At 62.7% G+C, this 16,972-nt stretch carries 13 protein-coding genes; 7 read left to right on the top strand and 6 right to left on the bottom strand.

What is annotated here, in order from left to right; all coding sequences use genetic code 11:
* Positions 1 to 6: 6 nt before the first annotated feature.
* Positions 7 to 312 (bottom strand): succinate dehydrogenase assembly factor 2, encoded by a 306-nt coding sequence (locus tag IB265_RS24490; RefSeq protein ID WP_057255936.1) that lies wholly within the window; start codon positions 310 to 312, stop codon positions 7 to 9.
* A 329-nt stretch (positions 313 to 641) separates the two neighbouring features.
* Between IB265_RS24490 and recG the strand changes: the two genes are divergently transcribed.
* Positions 642 to 2,747: an ATP-dependent DNA helicase RecG gene (recG, locus tag IB265_RS24495; RefSeq protein WP_057255934.1), complete on the top strand. Its 2,106-nt coding sequence runs from the start codon at positions 642 to 644 to the stop codon at positions 2,745 to 2,747.
* A gap of 47 nt (positions 2,748 to 2,794) precedes the next feature.
* Here recG and IB265_RS24500 read toward each other — a convergent pair whose 3' ends face one another.
* The 4 genes from IB265_RS24500 to glmU form a co-directional block, all read right to left on the bottom strand.
* Positions 2,795 to 3,484 carry a DUF502 domain-containing protein gene (locus IB265_RS24500; protein WP_057255931.1) on the bottom strand — a complete coding sequence of 230 codons (690 nt, stop codon included), beginning with the start codon at positions 3,482 to 3,484 and terminating at the stop codon, positions 2,795 to 2,797.
* Positions 3,485 to 3,502: 18 nt separating this feature from the next.
* Positions 3,503 to 4,000: a GNAT family N-acetyltransferase gene (locus IB265_RS24505; protein ID WP_057256082.1), complete on the bottom strand. Its 498-nt coding sequence runs from the start codon at positions 3,998 to 4,000 to the stop codon at positions 3,503 to 3,505.
* Positions 4,000 to 5,826 (bottom strand): glutamine--fructose-6-phosphate transaminase (isomerizing), encoded by a 1,827-nt coding sequence (gene glmS, locus IB265_RS24510; protein WP_057255929.1) that lies wholly within the window; start codon positions 5,824 to 5,826, stop codon positions 4,000 to 4,002. The genes IB265_RS24505 and glmS overlap by 1 nt, the downstream gene beginning before the upstream one ends.
* 249 nt (positions 5,827 to 6,075) lie before the next feature.
* Complete coding sequence (gene glmU / locus IB265_RS24515; protein ID WP_057255926.1) at positions 6,076 to 7,446, bottom strand: bifunctional UDP-N-acetylglucosamine diphosphorylase/glucosamine-1-phosphate N-acetyltransferase GlmU; 1,371 nt, start codon at positions 7,444 to 7,446, stop codon at positions 6,076 to 6,078.
* 244 nt (positions 7,447 to 7,690) lie between these two features.
* Between glmU and IB265_RS24520 the strand changes: the two genes are divergently transcribed.
* Positions 7,691 to 9,457 carry a hypothetical protein gene (locus IB265_RS24520; RefSeq protein ID WP_057255924.1) on the top strand — a complete coding sequence of 589 codons (1,767 nt, stop codon included), beginning with the start codon at positions 7,691 to 7,693 and terminating at the stop codon, positions 9,455 to 9,457.
* Between the two features lie 10 nt (positions 9,458 to 9,467).
* Here IB265_RS24520 and IB265_RS24525 read toward each other — a convergent pair whose 3' ends face one another.
* Complete coding sequence (locus IB265_RS24525; RefSeq protein ID WP_057255922.1) at positions 9,468 to 11,114, bottom strand: Na/Pi cotransporter family protein; 1,647 nt, start codon at positions 11,112 to 11,114, stop codon at positions 9,468 to 9,470.
* 350 nt (positions 11,115 to 11,464) lie between these two features.
* Between IB265_RS24525 and IB265_RS24530 the strand changes: the two genes are divergently transcribed.
* The 5 genes from IB265_RS24530 to glp are packed head-to-tail and all read left to right on the top strand — an operon-like array spanning position 11,465 to position 16,925.
* On the top strand, positions 11,465 to 13,357 hold the full coding sequence (locus IB265_RS24530) for a peptidylprolyl isomerase (RefSeq protein WP_057255921.1): 1,893 nt from the start codon (positions 11,465 to 11,467) through the stop codon (positions 13,355 to 13,357).
* Positions 13,358 to 13,375: 18 nt separating this feature from the next.
* Positions 13,376 to 14,389, top strand: coding sequence for an anthranilate phosphoribosyltransferase (gene trpD, locus IB265_RS24535; RefSeq protein WP_057255919.1), 1,014 nt, complete (start codon positions 13,376 to 13,378; stop codon positions 14,387 to 14,389).
* Positions 14,390 to 14,405: 16 nt separating this feature from the next.
* On the top strand, positions 14,406 to 15,221 hold the full coding sequence (trpC, locus tag IB265_RS24540) for an indole-3-glycerol phosphate synthase TrpC (protein ID WP_057255917.1): 816 nt from the start codon (positions 14,406 to 14,408) through the stop codon (positions 15,219 to 15,221).
* Positions 15,221 to 15,709 carry a cyclic pyranopterin monophosphate synthase MoaC gene (gene moaC, locus IB265_RS24545; protein ID WP_057255914.1) on the top strand — a complete coding sequence of 163 codons (489 nt, stop codon included), beginning with the start codon at positions 15,221 to 15,223 and terminating at the stop codon, positions 15,707 to 15,709. Before trpC ends, moaC begins: the two co-directional genes overlap by 1 nt.
* A 4-nt stretch (positions 15,710 to 15,713) precedes the next feature.
* Complete coding sequence (gene glp, locus IB265_RS24550; protein WP_057255912.1) at positions 15,714 to 16,925, top strand: gephyrin-like molybdotransferase Glp; 1,212 nt, start codon at positions 15,714 to 15,716, stop codon at positions 16,923 to 16,925.
* Positions 16,926 to 16,972 lie beyond the last annotated feature (47 nt).

Here is a 16,972-nt window from a genome sequence, read left to right on the forward strand (position 1 = left end):
ATCGCTCTATTTCATCCCTTCGGGAAGCTTGTCGAAATCCGGACGATAGGCGGCAATGCGCTCGAACATCGGCGTCTGATAGCGAACGGGCAGAGGTTGTTCACCGGTGATCCACCTGACGAGATCATTGTCCTCTTCGCGCATGATCGTCTCGAGTTCATCGAGCTCCACTTCGGAAAGCACCGAAAGCTCGGCCTCTGCAAACTGCCCGAGGATCAGGTCCATCTCGCGGATGCCGCGATGCCAGGCGCGGAACAGGATCCGCCGTCGCCGCGGATCGAGATCGGCGCTGGTGCGTGAGATGCCAGTCATGGAAATTCCTTCCTGCCGCCCGCTACCGCGCCGCGCGTCTTCCAAGGCGCACGAAAGTCGCTGTAGCACTTTAGATTGCTGCATGTTTTTGTCCCTAAACCGGATTGGATTTAGGGAGAAAGGCAACATGCAGGAGAGCGCCGCGCATTCGGACGAACACGCGAGGGACGCTCCAGCGCTTTGATTCCAGAGCACCTTGTCGCCTTCAGTGATACCACTTGAAAGCGGGACGCTCTAGGCTACGGTTTGTCGTCAATGGGCTCTATAAACTCTGAATTGGTGATTGTCAGCCTTGCCAAAGCCCGATTTATCATCGCAATTTCATCACCATGCGTCCCGCCCTGCTCGACCCGCTCTTCTCACCGCTCGACACGCTTCCCGGCATCGGCCCGAAGATCGGCGAGCTCTATGCCAAGCTGCTCGGCCGCGAAACGATCGAGGATTGCCGTGTCGTCGATCTTGTCTTCCATGCGCCGCATTCGCTGATCGACCGTCGCCAGCAGCCCGGCATTGCCCATGCGCCGCAAGGGGTAATCGTCACCATTACCGGCCGGGTCGATCGCCATCAGCCACCGCCGCGCGGCAAACCAAACCTGCCCTACCGCGTCTTCCTGCATGACGAAACCGGCGAACTGGCGCTCACCTACTTCCGGGTCAAAGGCAATTGGCTGGAGAAATCGCTGCCGGTGGATGAGACGGTGATCGTCAGCGGCAAGGTCGACTGGTTCAACGGCCGGCCTTCGATGGTCCATCCAGACTACGCGGTCCGCGCAAGCGAGGCGGAAAACCTGCCGCTGGTCGAACCGGTCTATGGTCTGACCGCCGGACTTTCGCCCCGGACCTTGCGCAAGTCGATCGAGGCGGCTGTCGCCCGCGTCCCGGAAATGCCGGAATGGGTGGACGATGCGCTGCTCACCAAGCAGGGCTTCGCCAGTGCGGCCGAGAGTTTCCGAGCGCTGCATGATCCCCGGGATGCAACGGATATCGATCCCCAGGCACCCGCGCGCCGCCGCCTGGCCTATGACGAATTTCTTGCCGGGCAACTGTCATTGGCACTGGTCCGGCAACGTCTGCGCAAGGTCGCAGGCATTCCGGTCCATGCTACCGGCGCGCTCTCCCGCCCGGTCATCGACGCCCTTCCCTTTTCGCTGACGGCGAGCCAGTCCACGGCTATTGCCGACATCCTCAAGGATATGGCAGGCACCGAACGCATGCTGCGGCTGCTGCAGGGCGACGTCGGCTCCGGCAAGACGATGGTGGCGCTGATGGCGATGCTCGCAGCGGTCGAATCCGGCGGCCAGGCCGTGCTGATGGCACCGACGGAAATCCTCGCCCGGCAACACCATGCGACCCTTGCCAGGATGGCCGCCCCGGCCGGCATCACGATTGACGTCCTGACTGGCCGCACCAAGGGCAAGGAACGCGATGCAATCCTTGATCGCATCGCATCCGGCGAGACGCGGATGGTGATCGGTACGCACGCACTTTTCCAGGATACGGTGAACTATAGAGAATTGACGCTGGCGGTGGTGGACGAGCAGCATCGTTTCGGCGTTCACCAGCGCCTGCGCCTGACCGCCAAGGGAATCTCGCCGCATATGCTCGTCATGACGGCAACACCGATCCCGCGTACGCTGGTGCTCGCGGCCTTCGGCGACATGGATGTCTCGAAGCTGACTGAGAAGCCTGCCGGGCGGAAGCCGATCCAGACCGTGACGATTCCGACGGAGCGTACCGGCGATATCGTCGAACGGCTGGATGCAGCGCTTCGCGAAGGCAAAAAGGCCTATTGGATCTGCCCGCTTGTCGAGGAGTCGGAAGCAGTCGACGTCATGTCGGCGGAAGAGAGGTACGAAGGCCTCGCCAAACGCTTCGGCAACACCGTCGGCCTCGTACACGGTCGCATGAATGGGGCGGAGAAAGATGCAGTCATGCTCGCCTTCAAGAATGGCGAGATCCGCTTGCTGGTCGCCACCACCGTCGTGGAAGTCGGCGTCGACGTGCCCGATGCGACGATCATGGTGATCGAACATGCGGAACGCTTCGGCCTTGCCCAGCTTCATCAATTGCGCGGCCGCGTTGGCCGGGGCGATGAGGCTTCGACCTGCATCCTGCTCTACAAGGGACCGCTCAGCGAAAATGGCCGATCACGGCTCTCGATCCTGCGCGACAGCGAGGACGGCTTCCTGATCGCCGAGGAAGACTTGAAGCTGCGCGGCGAAGGCGAGTTGCTCGGCACGCGCCAGTCGGGCACGCCGGGCTTCCGCATCGCCAGCCTGGAAGCCCATGGCGACCTGTTGGAAATCGCGCGGAAGGACGCCGCCTATGTGATCGAGCGCGACCCAGATCTGACGTCGGAACGCGGTGAAGCACTCCGGACGCTGCTCTATCTCTACCGACGCGACGAGGCGATCCGCTTCCTGCGCGCCGGCTAGAGGCGAGAAAGCGTGAGCCGGTTTCCGTCCCGAAGTGTGCCTCGATGTCAGGCGGTTTTCTGCTGGCTGATCTTCAGCGGCGCGTTGGCGAGCGGCTTGTAGTCGGGCGTCACCAAGCCGCCGGAAATCAGCAGCTTGGCTGCATCTTCCGCGCTCATCTCAAGCGGTATGATCTTGTCGCGCGCAACAAACAGCAGAAAGCCGGCAGTGGGGATCGGAGTCGGTGGCAGGAACACCGCCACCATGTCCATGCCACGATCGTCGAACTTGGATGCGATCTCGCCTTTAACGTCGGTCGCAATGAACACGAGCGACCAGAGGCCGGGGCTCGGATACTCGATCAGCCCTGCCTTCTTGAAGGACGACGACTGTTCCTGCAGCACCGTCTGGAAGATCTGTTTCGTTGCCTTGTAGATCGTACGGACGAGCGGCGTTCGATTGACCAGGGACTCGGCGAAATTGACGATCGACCGACCGACGAGGTTTGCGGTCATGAAGCCGACGAACGTGATCACGAAAATGGCAACGAGCAACCCGAAGCCGGGAATGGCTACGGGCGAATAGGTGTCCGGATTGTAGAAGTTCGGCAGATACGGCTTCACCCACCCATCGGCCCAATCGATGAACGTGCGCACGAGCCAAACGGTGATCGCCACCGGTGCGCAGACGATCAGGCCGGTCAGGAAATAGTTGCGCAGCCGGGTGCCGATATAGCCGCGTTTTGAGTGTTCCGTCATGCTTCTTCCGTCTTAACCTCACTCGGCCCCAAAGGCCGGATGATAGGCGACCGTGCCAGCCGCCATCGCGCTGGAAAGAGCCAGCGCCATGAAATATTGCGGCGCACAACCGGGGAATACAAGAGCCGATTCGTTGCGGAAACCGAACTTTTGATAATAGGCAGGATCGCCGACGACGACGCAGCCAGAGGCACCCTCGGCACGCAGCCATTCGAGGCCCTCGCGGATCAACTGCCTGCCGATGCCCTGTGCCTGAACGTCCGGCTTGACCGACACAGGCCCAAGCCCGAACCAGCCGGATTCTGCCGGCGTCAGAGTGACGGGCGAGAAGGCGACGTGCCCGACAATCTCGTCGTTCATCTCGGCAACCAAAGACACGCTGAGCGCCCCGGCTTCGCGCAGGCGTTCGATGATGAGGGGCTCGCTCTGATCACTGTGCGGATGCCCTTCGAAGGCGGCCGCGGTCACCTCGCGGATCCCCTTCTCATCTCCTGGGCGCTCATGCCGGACGTAGATCACTCAACGGTCACCGATTTGGCGAGGTTGCGGGGCTGGTCGACGTCTGTGCCCATGAACACCGCGGTGTGGTAGGCAAGCAGCTGGATCGGCAGAGAAAAGATCATCGGCGCGACGACCTCGTCGACATTTGGCAGCACGATCGTCGCCATCGTTTCGAGCTTGGAGGCGGCGGCCCCCTTCTCGTCGGTGATCAGGATGATCCGGCCACCGCGCGCAGCCACTTCCTGCATGTTGGAGACCGTCTTCTCATAGAAGCGGTCGTGCGGCGCGATGACGATGACCGGCATGTTTTCATCGATCAGCGCGATCGGTCCATGCTTCAGCTCGCCGGCGGCATAACCTTCGGCGTGGATATAGGAGATCTCCTTGAGCTTCAGCGCGCCTTCCATCGCCAGCGGGAAGCTGGTGCCGCGGCCGAGATAGAGCACGTCGCGGCACTTCGACAGCTCGCGCGACAGAAGCTCGATCTGCGGCTGGATCGCGTTCAGCACCTGGCCCATGATACGCGGCATTTCGGCGAGAGAGCGAACCAGCACCTGCTCCTCGTCTGCACTGACCGTGCCGCGGGCGCGTCCGGCGCCGATCGCGAGCGACGCCAGCACCGCGAGCTGGCAGGTGAAGGCCTTGGTGGAGGCGACACCGATCTCCGGACCGGCGAGGATCGGGAACACGGCGTCCGACTCGCGGGCGATCGTCGATTCGCGCGTATTGACGACGGCGCCGATCTTTAAGCCCAGCTCCTTGCAATAGCGCAGCGAAGCCAGCGTGTCGGCGGTTTCGCCCGACTGCGAGATGAACAGTGCTGCCGACTGCGGCGACAACGGGATTTCGCGATAGCGGAACTCGGAAGCGACGTCGATTTCCACCGGCAGGCGGGCATAGCGCTCGAACCAGTATTTGCCGACGAGGCCGGCAAGATAGGCCGTGCCGCAAGCGGAGATTGCGAGACTCGGAACCTTGGCAAAATCGATCGTGTCGCCGAGTGCCTTGATGCGGTTGCCGGCAAAATCGACGTAGTGACTGAGCGCGTGCGCGATCACCTCCGGCTGCTCATAGATCTCCTTCTCCATGAAATGCCGGTGGTTGCCCTTGTCGATCATATAGGCGGCGGCCGACGAGATCTGCCGCGGACGGTCGATGGCATTGCCGGCGAGATCGAAGATATGCACGCCGTTTGCGCCGATCACCGCCCAGTCACCATCGATCAGATAGGTGATCTCGTTGGTGAAGGGCGAAAGCGCGATCGCGTCGGAGCCGAGGAACATCTCGCCCTTGCCGTGGCCGATCGCCAGCGGCGGTCCGTTGCGCGCCGCCATGATCGTCGACGGGTCGTCCTCAAAGAGCACGGCGAGCGCATATGCGCCGGTGACCCGCTTGAGCATCGCATGCATCGCCTCGCGCCGGCCAAGGCCCTCGCGGCGGAACCTGGAGAGCAGATGTGCCACGACCTCGGTGTCGGTGTCCGTCTCGAACTTGGCGCCGTCGGCGATCAGTTCGTCCTTCAAATCGGCAAAGTTCTCAATGATGCCGTTGTGGACGACGGCGACACCGTCGGTGAAGTGCGGATGGGCGTTGCGCTCGGTCGGCGCGCCATGGGTCGCCCAACGCGTGTGCGCAATGCCGATCGTGCCGGCGAGCGGCTCTTCGCGAAGCCGGATCTCGAGATTGACGAGCTTGCCCTCGGCACGCCGGCGCTCCAACGCTCCACCATTGATGGTCGCAACGCCGGCGGAATCATAGCCGCGGTATTCGAGGCGCTTCAGCGCATCAACCAGGCGCTCCGATACCGGCTGGTTGCCAACGATGCCAACAATACCGCACATAGTCGTCTCCGATTTGTCCCCGCGCCCGTTGTGGCGCCTCAGCCGATAAGGGCGGATGTCCCGCCCGTTGCGCTGCCTTGGTAAAGCATTTGTCGAGCGAGGCAATCCGCCCCGATTTCACTTTCGGTTTCAGTATTTAACGCTCCGCAGGCTTCCTTGAATCGCAACCGATTCAGGCAAGAAAACCTGCAGCAATCAAAGCGCTACAGCGACCTTTGCGCATCCGATAAGGCGCGCGGCGCTGTAGATCTATTCGGCCGTTTTCGCAGCTTTCTTGGCCGCCTTCACAGCCAGGTAGCGCTCGCGCAGCAGCCGCGCCCGACCCGGCTTGATCTCCTGGCGCGCGCGGCCGAAGGCAACGGCATCGGCCGGAACATCCTCGGTAATCACGCTGCCCGAGGCGACCAGGGCGCCATCGCCGATCGTCACCGGTGCGACCAGCGACGAATTCGACCCGATGAAGGCATCTTCGCCGATGCGGGTCTCATGCTTGTTCACGCCATCATAGTTGCAGGTGATCGTACCGGCCCCGATGTTCGAACCCGCGCCGACGAAGGCGTCGCCGATATAGGTCAGGTGGTTGACCTTGGCGCCGGCGCCGATCTCCGCCTTCTTGACCTCGCAGAAGTTGCCGACCTTGGACTTTTCGCCAAGATCGGCGCCCGGGCGCAGCCGAGCAAAGGGACCAACTGTCGCCCCTGCCCGGACCGTCGCGCCCTCGACATGCGAGAAAGCGTGGATGATCGCACCGCTCTCGACGCGCGCGCCGGGACCGAAGACGACATTCGGCTCGACCAGCACATCCTGCTCAAGCACCGTATCCCAGGCGAGGAACACCGTTTCCGGCGCGATCATCGATACGCCCGACAACATCAGCTCGTGGCGCCGCCGCTGCTGCCAGAGCCGCTCGATGAAGGCGAGTTCGGCGCGTGTGTTGCAGCCGGTCAGTTCCTCCTCAGGAGCCTCGACGGCGATCGCCCGCCCGCCGATCTCGCGCACGATCTCGACGAGATCCGTCAGGTAATATTCGCCCTTGACGTTGGCGTTGCCGATGCGCCCGAGGAGATCGAGCGCCTTGCGGCCGTCGATCGCCATCAGTCCACCGTTGCAATAGGTGATGCGGCGTTCTTCGTCGGTCGCATCCTTATGCTCGCGAATGGCGAGCAAGGCACCGTCCTTGACGATTAGACGTCCATACCCGCTCGGATCCGCCGCCTCGAAGCCGATCACCACCACGTCGTTGCCGGCGGCAAGGCCATCACGTGCGGCCTTCAGCGGCTCCGGCTTGATCAGCGGCGTATCACCGAAGACGACGAGAATATCGTCATAGCCTTTCGCTATGGCGTCACGCGCGGCCAGCACTGCATGACCCGTGCCCAGCCGTTCCTTCTGCAGATAGGAAGAGACCGACACGCCGCCGACATCGGCCGCCGCCGAAACCGATTCCGCATCACGACCGACCACCAGGGCGATATCGGAAATCGAAGCGCTTGCCAGCGCCTGGACGACATGAGCGATCATCGGCCGGCCGGCGACCGGATGCAGCACCTTCGACATGGACGATTTCATCCGCGTGCTTTCACCCGCAGCCAGAATGATGGCCAGGCACGTCCGTTCCATACAATAGTCTCCTTGGTCTTTCCGAGGCCGACGCCCCCTGCACAATTTCTTAAATCGAAATCGCCTCAAGTACAAAATCACGCACGATTCGGCGCTGTGGTATCGCCAAGATATTGCGAGAAGCATAATTCTCACAATCACGTCGCATTAACCGGCTTAAAACCGGATGATGGCATAAGAAGGCGCGGAGCCTGTGTCAGCAAGCAGTGCGGGTGCATCGCTCCCCGGGGGGAACGAAACCGCAATGCATAGCCGCACCGAACTGGATGTACAGGCACGACAGGCGAGCGTGGCCCTCACCTTCGTCCGCTCACCATTGTTCTTGCTTGTCGTCACCCTCGGCGTGCTCGCGCTCCTGCTCTCCATCACGATCCGGCAGCCGATCGGCCCGATGTTCTGGGATCACTACCTTTATCTCGATGCCGCCAACCGCATACGAGACGGGCAAGTGCCGTCAGTCGACTTCTTCACGCCCGTTGGCGCGCTTGGCTACTACCTGTTCACGGGTCTCCAGGGCATCTTTCCCAACGGCCAGCCGTTGCTGCTGGCGAGCTGGTGCTTGCTGCTCGTCACCGGGCCGGCGATCGCGCTCGTCGTCTTCGACGTGCAAAAGCGCTCTGCGCTCCTTGCCTATGCGATCCTGCTGCCGTTCCTGGTCTTCTCGGTGGTGCCGTTCAACACCGGCGATTTCTACCCCTACCCCGGCTCCGATGGCTTCGGCATTTACAACCGCCAGGTCTGCCAGCTCCTCTACGTGCTGGCAGCGGCATTGGTTCATGTTCGCGACCGTCGTATTCTCGTGGTCGTCGTTGCAGCGGCGATGGCCGCTCTCTTTTTCGTGAAGATCACGGGCGTTATCGCTGGCACAGTTCTTTGCCTAGTGGCATTTGCCGCAGGCCGTATCCCCTTCAAATCAGCGGTAGCCGTAGCGTTGCTGTTCTTCGCCGTGCTGGCCGTGGTCGAGATTTCGATGGGCGCGGTGTCTGCCTATATCGACGACATCCTTGCGCTGCTGGCCGTCAATGACGGCAGCCTGTTGCCGCGTCTGCTGCAGGCGGCGTCGCTCAATGCCGGCCTGCTGATTCCGGCCGGACTGCTCGCGCTGGTGCTTTTCGTGGCGCACCTTCTGTCCTTTGCGCGGTCCTTGCGACAGCTTGGCGGGAACCCCTCTGCATCGGCACTCGCGGACGTCTTCGACCAATCGTTTCTTTGGCTGGCGGCCTTCGTTTTCGCCGGCATTCTTTTCGAAAGCCAGAACACCGGCAGCCAGGCCTTTATCTTTCTGCTGCCTTTGCTGCTCAAGATCGTTGTCGACGAGGTCAGCGGTGCCGCGCCCAAGCCACGTGCGATCACAGTGGCCATTCTTGCCCTGGCGGCCGCCCTGCCGCCGGCCAGCGCCATTGTTCAAAAGAGCGCTCGCGCCTGGATCGGCGCCGTCAACAATGTGCCGCTCGAGAGCCGAAACCTCAAAACGATGGGGGCAGTCAATCTACGGCCGATTCTCGCACTGCGCGCCGAGCGCCTGCGCGATATCTATGCGGCGCATCGCCCCACATTCGATGCCATGGCGGATGCCGGCGAGCTACCGTCTTTCCTGCTTTACAGCGATTTCGATTTCCAGGCCGGCTGGCTGACCAATGTGGATGAAGCCATCGATGCGATGCGCGCCTATGAAACGGCAAATGGCGTACGTTTCGAGACGATCCTCAACGTCGATTTCACCAATCCTTTTCCCTGGCTGATGGATCGCCGCGCGCCGGAACATGTCGCCATCGGTGCCGATCCGTTCCGTGCTGTCCCTCCGCCGGATGAAAATGTCCGCGCCGCTATCCGGTCACTCGACATCGCGCTCGTACCGACTTGTCCGGTCACCAACGTAAACCGCATGCTGCTTTCGCTCTATCAGCCGAGCCTCGAGCCCGGCCACACCCGAGTGATGCTGACGAAATGCTATGACGCCTTCATCCGCAATGAATTAAAGGCCGCGGCGCCCGCCGCCAGTGGCTCTTGAGATCTGACGATTAGGCTTCGGGCCGGAGACGGCTTTCGGTCAAAAGCCCGCTCTCCTCCAGGATCGGATAGGCGACGGACGCGATATGCGCGTTGACGCGCTTGAGATCGCGCAGCATGTCGAGATGCAGCGAGCTGGTCTGCAGGCTTTGAACCAGCCCGTCGCGCAACCGCTCGATGTGCCGCTCGGCCGAACGCTTCTCCATGTGGCGAACGCTCACCTTCACCTCGATGAGCTGGCGGGCGAGATCGGCATTGCGACTGACGAAGATGGATTGGGCAACGCGAAGATTGTCGATCGTAAGATTGAACAGGCTTTTCAGCTCCTGATAACCTTCCTCCGAGAACTTCAGACCGTTGTTGACCTTCTTGGCGATCTCATCGCAGAGCCCCTTCTCGATGATGTCGCCCATATGCTCGAGGTTGATGGCGTAGTCGATGATGACGATCGAGCGCCGGCCGTCTTCCTGGCTCAAACCATCGCGCCCCAAGCGCGACAGGAAGATCTTCACTTCCTGCTGTAGCTGGTCGACCTGTTTTTCGAACTTGGCGATGTCGCGAATATCGGAGAGATCGTTGTTCTCGAAAGCATTGGCTGCGCGCATCAGCATCATCTCGACCAGGTCGCCCACGCGCAGCACCTCGCGGGTCGCTCCGGAAAGCGCCATGACCGGGGTGTGCAGGGCATTTTCGTCGAGATAGCGCGGCCCGCTCTCTTCCGTCTCCGTATCGGGAATGAAGCGGACCATCAGTTGCGACAATAGCCCGGCAAAAGGCCAGGCGAGGATCGCGACGGCGAGATTGAAGGCAAGATGGATATCGACGGGCAGGTTCTGGCGCGGCAGCGGCAGGCTCTGCAGGAACTCGACGCTCATGCTGGTCAGCGGCAGCGCAATCAAACAGCCGACCGCACGAATGACGAGATTGCCGAGAGTGACGCGGCGCGCGGACGGGGCAGAAGCCAGGGTCGCCATGACCGGCGGGATCGCTCCTCCAAGGTTCGCGCCAAGCACGAGCGCCACCGTCAGCCCCACGGTGAGAATGCCCGCAGACGAAAGCGACAGGACCAGCATGACGACCGCCAGGCTGGAAGATGAAGCGAAGGCAAGCCCGGCAGATATGATGAGCGCGACGGGCCAGGCGCTGTCGAGCATGCCGAGAAACGCGGCGAGCGCCGGAGAATCACGCATCGGCTCGGTCGCCGAGCCCAGCAGATGCAACGACAGCAGCATGAGGCCGATGCCGACAAAGGCCGCCCCGAGACCCTGGCGGGCGTTCGAGCGGCTGGCACGGTGCAGAACTACGCCGACGAGGATCACGAGCGGCGACAGCCACTCGATGCCGGTCGCGACGATCCAGGCGGTCATGGCTGTCCCGACATTGGCCCCGAGAAGCACGATCTGCGCCATGCGCGAGCGCACGAGCCCCTTCTCCACGAAGGAAGCGGTCATCAAGGCGGTGGCCGTCGAACTCTGCAGGGCCAGCGTCGCCACAAGTCCGGTCGCGAACGAGCGTACGGCCCCGTTGGTTCCTTGGGCGAGACCGGCGCGCAAGCGCGCACCGAAGGCGCGTGTCACGCCGTCCTTGACGAGCGACAGGCCGAAGAGCAGCAGTGCGACTGCTCCAAAAAGATTGACCATCACGATTGTCGACTGCATGGCATGCCTTCCTGCGGGGTCTTCAGAATCGCCCCTTACCGTGCAACAGAAGCACAGTTCCAAGGCGTATTCGACACAATCTGACAGATAAATTTCAATTGCCGGCTAATGAATCCGACATGGATTGTACCGCGCGCGCCCGATGGGCTGGCGGGCTGACCGGCGATCTCACGCGCGCGCTGCAATGCGCCGGTGGCAACCATTGAAAACCGGGCGATCGGGATCGACCAACGATCCCGTGAGCGTGCGCAATTTGCGGCAAACAACCCTTCATTTCCTGTTTCGTTTGTTTTAAGGAACGAATTCGTTTTGGCCAATGGCCGCCGCATTGCAACGAGGTTTCTGCCCCCATGCTCGAATTCCTGAGAACTGCCGCCCAGACCTGGGTTGTCAAAGGCCTGCTAGTCATTCTCGTGCTGTCGTTCATGGTGTGGGGCGGCTCATCTCTGACGATGACGAACCAATCGGATGCGGTGGTGGTCGTCGGCGACGTCAAGGTCAAGGCGCCGGAGTTCCGGCTTACCTATGAAACCATGCTGGCTCAGGCCTCCCGCCAGCTCGGCACGCGGCTGACGCCACAACAGGCACGCGCCTTCGGCATCGAACAGCGGGTCTATTCGCAGGTCGTCGCCGGCGCTGCTCTCGACCAGCTTGCAGACGACATGAACCTCGGGCTGTCGCAGGACCGGCTGGCCAAGCTGATCGCCGACGATCCGGCGTTCCACAGCGTCAACGGCCAGTTCGACCGTCTGACGTTCTCCAGCGTTCTGCGCAACGCCGGCCTGCGCGAACAGGACTACATCAACAGCCAGAGCCAGACCGCGATCCGTTCGCAGATCGTCGATGCCCTCTCGGACGGTTATGCCGCTCCCAAGGTGCTGACCGACGCGATCGGCGCCTACCGCCACGAAAAGCGGACGGTCGACTACCTGCTGCTCTCGAACGCCAATATCGACGCTGTGAAGGCACCGGGCGACGACGTGTTGACGCCCTGGTACGATGGCCGCAAGGCAAACTATCGCGCCCCCGAATACCGCAAGGTCAGCTATGTAAAGCTCGAGCCGGTCGACGTCGCCGACACCGCAGCCGTGACGGAAGATGAGATGCGCACCGAGTATGACCGGCGCAAGGAGAGCTTCCGCACCGTTGCGACGCGGACCATCGAGCAGCTTACCTTCCCGTCGCGTGCAGCGGCTGACGCCGCAGCGGCCAAGCTCTCGTCCGGCACGAGCTTCGACGATCTGGTGAAAGCCGAAGGCAAGACGTCGGCCGACGTTCTTCTCGGCGAATTCTCCAAGGATCGCGTGCCCGATGCCAAGGTCGCCGAGGCGGCCTTCGCAGTTGCCGCAGACGGCGGCGTATCTCCGGTTGTCGACGGCGCCTTCGGCCCGGTCATTCTCCGCGTGACGAATATCCGGCCGGAAGCGGTGCGCAGCTTCGACGAAGTCAAGGAAGAGCTGCGCAAGGACATCGCGCTTTCCGCGGCGAGCGAAGAAGTCATGCGCCTCCACGACAAGATCGAGGACGAGCGCGCTTCCGGGGCTCCGATCAAGGAAGTGGCCGACCAGCTCAAGCTGAAGCTGGTGACCATCGATGCGATCGATGCAACCGGCAAGGACAAGAACGGCGACGACGTTGCCGGTCTGCCGGAGCAGGCAGCCCTTCTGCAGGAAGTCTTCAAGGCGGATGTCGGCGCAGAAACCCTGCCGGTGAATGTCGGCCGCGACGGCTATGTCTGGTTCGACCTCGATGAAGTTACCCCCGCGCGTGATCGCACGCTGGACGAGGCTCGCGACGAAGTCGGCGCCGACTGGATGGCAGAACAGCAGCGCGCAGCACTTGCCAAGAAGGCCGGTGAGCTGAAGCAGCGTCTCGCGCAGGGTGCAAAGCTTGCCGACATTGCCAATGAACTCGGCCTCGCCGTCGAAACGAAGTCCGGCCTGATGCGCTCCACTTCGGACGCCGCCCTTAGCCCGGCGGCTGTCGTCGCTGCCTTCTCGGGCCCGAACGGTTTTGTCACCAACGCTGCCGGCATCGGTGGCGAGGGACAGGTGCTCTTGCAGGTGACGGCGGTCGAGGATGGCGGCCCGACGGATGCCCTGCAGGACGATAGCCGTCAGATCGAGGCTCTGGCCAGCGTCAGCGGTGCAGATATTGTCGATCAAATGGTCGCCACGCTGCAGGCCGCTTATGGCGTGACGATCAACCAGACGCTCGGCGAAACCGCAATTGCGCAACGATAGGCTTCGAGGAAACAAACGATGAGTGATCTGAAGCCATTCGTCGCCAAGGTGGCCGCCCGTGAGGCGCTGAACCGCGAAGACGCGCGTGCCGCCTTCGAAATCATCATGTCGGGGGCCGCGACGCCATCGCAGATCGGTGGCTTCCTGATGGCGCTGCGCGTGCGCGGCGAAACGGTCGATGAGATCGTCGGCGCGGTCGGCGCCATGCGTGCCCGCATGCTGCCGGTCGATGCACCTGATGATGCCATCGATATCGTCGGAACCGGCGGCGACGGCGCCGGCACCTACAACATCTCGACGCTCGCTTCGCTCATCGTCGCCGGCGCCGGTGTACCGGTTGCCAAGCACGGCAACCGCGCGCTGAGCTCGAAGTCGGGCACCGCCGATGCGCTCTCGTGCCTCGGCGTCAAGCTCGACATCGGCCCCGAAGCTATCTCGCAGTGCATTCGCGAGGCGGGCGTCGGCTTCATGTTCGCACAGCAGCATCATTCGGCAATGCGCCACGTCGGCCCAACGCGGGTGGAGCTTGGCACGCGCACGATATTCAACTTGCTCGGCCCGCTCTCCAATCCGGCGGGCGTCAAGCGACAGCTGGTCGGCGTCTATGCGCCGCAGTGGGTACAGCCGCTCGCGGAAGTGCTGCGCGATCTCGGTTCCAAAAATGTCTGGGTCGTTCACGGCGAAGGCCTCGACGAGATCACCACGACCGGGACGACGCAGGTCGCTGCCCTCGAAGACGGCAAGATCTCGACTTTCACGCTGACGCCGGCCGATTTCGGCCTTCCTACGGTGACGCTCGATGTACTGAAAGGCGGCGACGGCGCGCACAATGCCGTTGCGCTCCAGGCCGTGCTCGATGGCGCCGAGAACCCCTATCGGGACATTTCCCTTGCCAATGCGGCCGCATCGCTGATGATAGCCGGACGGGCGAAAGACCTCGGCGAGGGCATGGCGCTCGCCCGCCAGTCGCTTTCGAGCGGCGGCGCCAAGATGGCGCTGCAGCGCCTGATCAGCGTTTCGAACGCAGCCTGAAGAAGGATCGGCAACGATGACGGATATCCTGCGCAAGATCGAAGCCTACAAGCGCGACGAGATCGCGGCCGCGAAAGCACAGACGCCGCTTTCCGAACTCAAGGCGCATATTGCCGAACAGTCTGCGCCGCGTGGCTTTCACTCAGCGCTCACCGCGCGCAGGGCCGGCGGCACATTCGGGCTGATCGCGGAGATCAAGAAGGCGAGCCCATCCAAGGGGCTCATTCGTCCGGACTTCGACCCGCCGGCGCTTGCCAAGGCCTACGAAGCTGGTGGTGCCGCCTGTCTCTCGGTACTCACGGATGCGCCGAGCTTTCAAGGTGCACCGGCCTTTCTGGAAGCCGCACGCGCGGCCTGCGGCCTGCCGGCACTGCGCAAGGACTTCATGTTCGAAAGCTACCAGGTGTTCGAGGCTCGGGCCTGGGGCGCGGACTGCATCCTGCTGATCATGGCTTCGCTCAGCGACGACGACGCCCGCCGCCTTGAAGATGCGGCCTTCGAGCTTGGCATGGATGTGCTGATCGAAGTGCACGACGCCGAGGAAATGGAACGGGCGCTCAAGCTCGCCTCCCCCCTCGTCGGCATCAACAACCGCAATTTGCGCACCTTCGAGGTCAACCTCGCCGTCTCGGAGCAGCTAGCAGGCATGGTCCCTTCCGACCGGCTGCTGGTCGGCGAAAGCGGCATCTTCACCCATGAGGATTGCCAGCGCCTGGAAAAGAGCGGCATCACCACCTTCCTCGTCGGCGAAAGCCTGATGCGCAAGAGCGATGTGGAAGCGGCCACGCGTACCCTGCTGACCGGCGCTGCAAACACATTGGCGGCCGAGTGATGGGTAAGCCGACGCTCACGCATCTTGGTGGCAGCGGCGAAGCGAACATGGTGGATGTCGGCGAAAAGGCCGAGACGGTGCGCATTGCGGTCGCCGAGGGCCATGTGCGCATGAAGGCGGAAACGCTGACGCTCATTCTCGAAGGCGATGCGAAGAAGGGCGATGTCATCGGCACCGCGCGGCTCGCCGGCATCATGGCCGCCAAGCAGACCGCCAATCTCATCCCGCTCTGCCACCCGCTGATGCTGACGAAGGTTGCCGTTGACATCACGCCCGACCCCACGCTTCCCGGCCTCCGGGTCGAGGCACTCGCCAAACTCACCGGCCGCACGGGCGTCGAGATGGAAGCGTTGACGGCTGTGAGCGTCGCGTGCCTTACCATCTACGATATGGCGAAGGCCGCAGATCGGGAAATGGAGATCGGCGGGATCCGGGTGGTCAGCAAGTCCGGCGGTCGGTCCGGCGATTTTCGGCGCGAAGGGAACTGAGGTCATGTCGCTGCTGTCCGTCGAAGATGCACTCGACCGAATTCTCGACAGCGCAACCCCGAGACCACTGGCAGAGCGTGTCGATCTTCACGACGCTGTCGGCCGCGTCCTTGCCGAGGATATCTCGGCACTCGTCACTCATCCCGCCTTCGACAATTCGGCGATGGACGGCTATGCGGTTCGCCATCAGGATATCGAGACCGCTGGCGCGGAACTTATTGTGATCGGCCAATCGGCTGCCGGCCATGGCTTCAAGGGAGAGGTGGGGCCTGGAGAGGCCGTCCGCATCTTCACCGGAGCCCCCCTGCCCGCCGGTGCCGATACGGTGATCATCCAGGAAGATACCGAGCGCCGGCCGGAAGACCGGATCCGCACCAAGTTCGTGCCCGGCAAGGGCCGCCATATCCGCTTGGCCGGACAGGACTTCGCTCAGGACGAAAAGGCGCTATCGGCTGGTAACCTACTCGATGCCGGGCGACTGACGCTGGCCGCGGGCATGAACCACGCGAATCTCCCCGTTTTCAAGCGGCCGAAGATCGCAATCCTTGCGACCGGCGACGAGCTTCTGCCTCCCGGGAGCAAGCCGGGGCCGGACCAGATCATCGCCTCGAACAGCTTCGGCGTCGCGGCAATCGCGCGCGACAATGGCGCGGAGGTCATCGATCTTGGCATTGTCGCCGACGACCAGCAGGCAATCGCCGCTCAGGTCGCGCGGGCTCAAGCAGCCGATGTCGACGTGCTTGTCACGCTCGGCGGCGCGTCGGTCGGCGACCATGACCTGGTTCAGGCAACTCTACTTTCCTGCGGCATGACGCTCGACTTCTGGCGCATCGCCATGCGGCCGGGAAAGCCACTGATGGTAGGCAAGCTCGGAGCTACGACCGTGCTCGGCCTCCCCGGCAACCCGGTCTCGAGCCTCGTTTGCGCGCTGCTGTTCCTGGAGCCGCTGACACGCAAGCTCGCACAGCTACCGTTCCGCGAACGCATGACGACGGCGAAACTTGCAAGCGCCTTGCCCGCCAACGACATCAGGCAGGACTATGTGCGCGCGCGGCTCACTAAGGGTGAGGATGGTGACCTCATTGCCCATCCGTTCTCGCGGCAGGATTCGTCGATGATGAAAGTCTTTGCCCAGTCCGACTGCCTGATCGTGCGCCGGCCGCACGCTGCAGAAGCACCCCAGGGCGCATCCTGCGACATCCTCAGGCTTCGCTGAACCGCTTTGTCAATTCTGCTGGCATCCGCGGACCGGCGGACCAAGCG

Source organism: Ensifer sp. ENS10 (genome assembly GCF_014852025.1).
Classification (GTDB): Bacteria; Pseudomonadota; Alphaproteobacteria; order Rhizobiales; family Rhizobiaceae; genus Ensifer.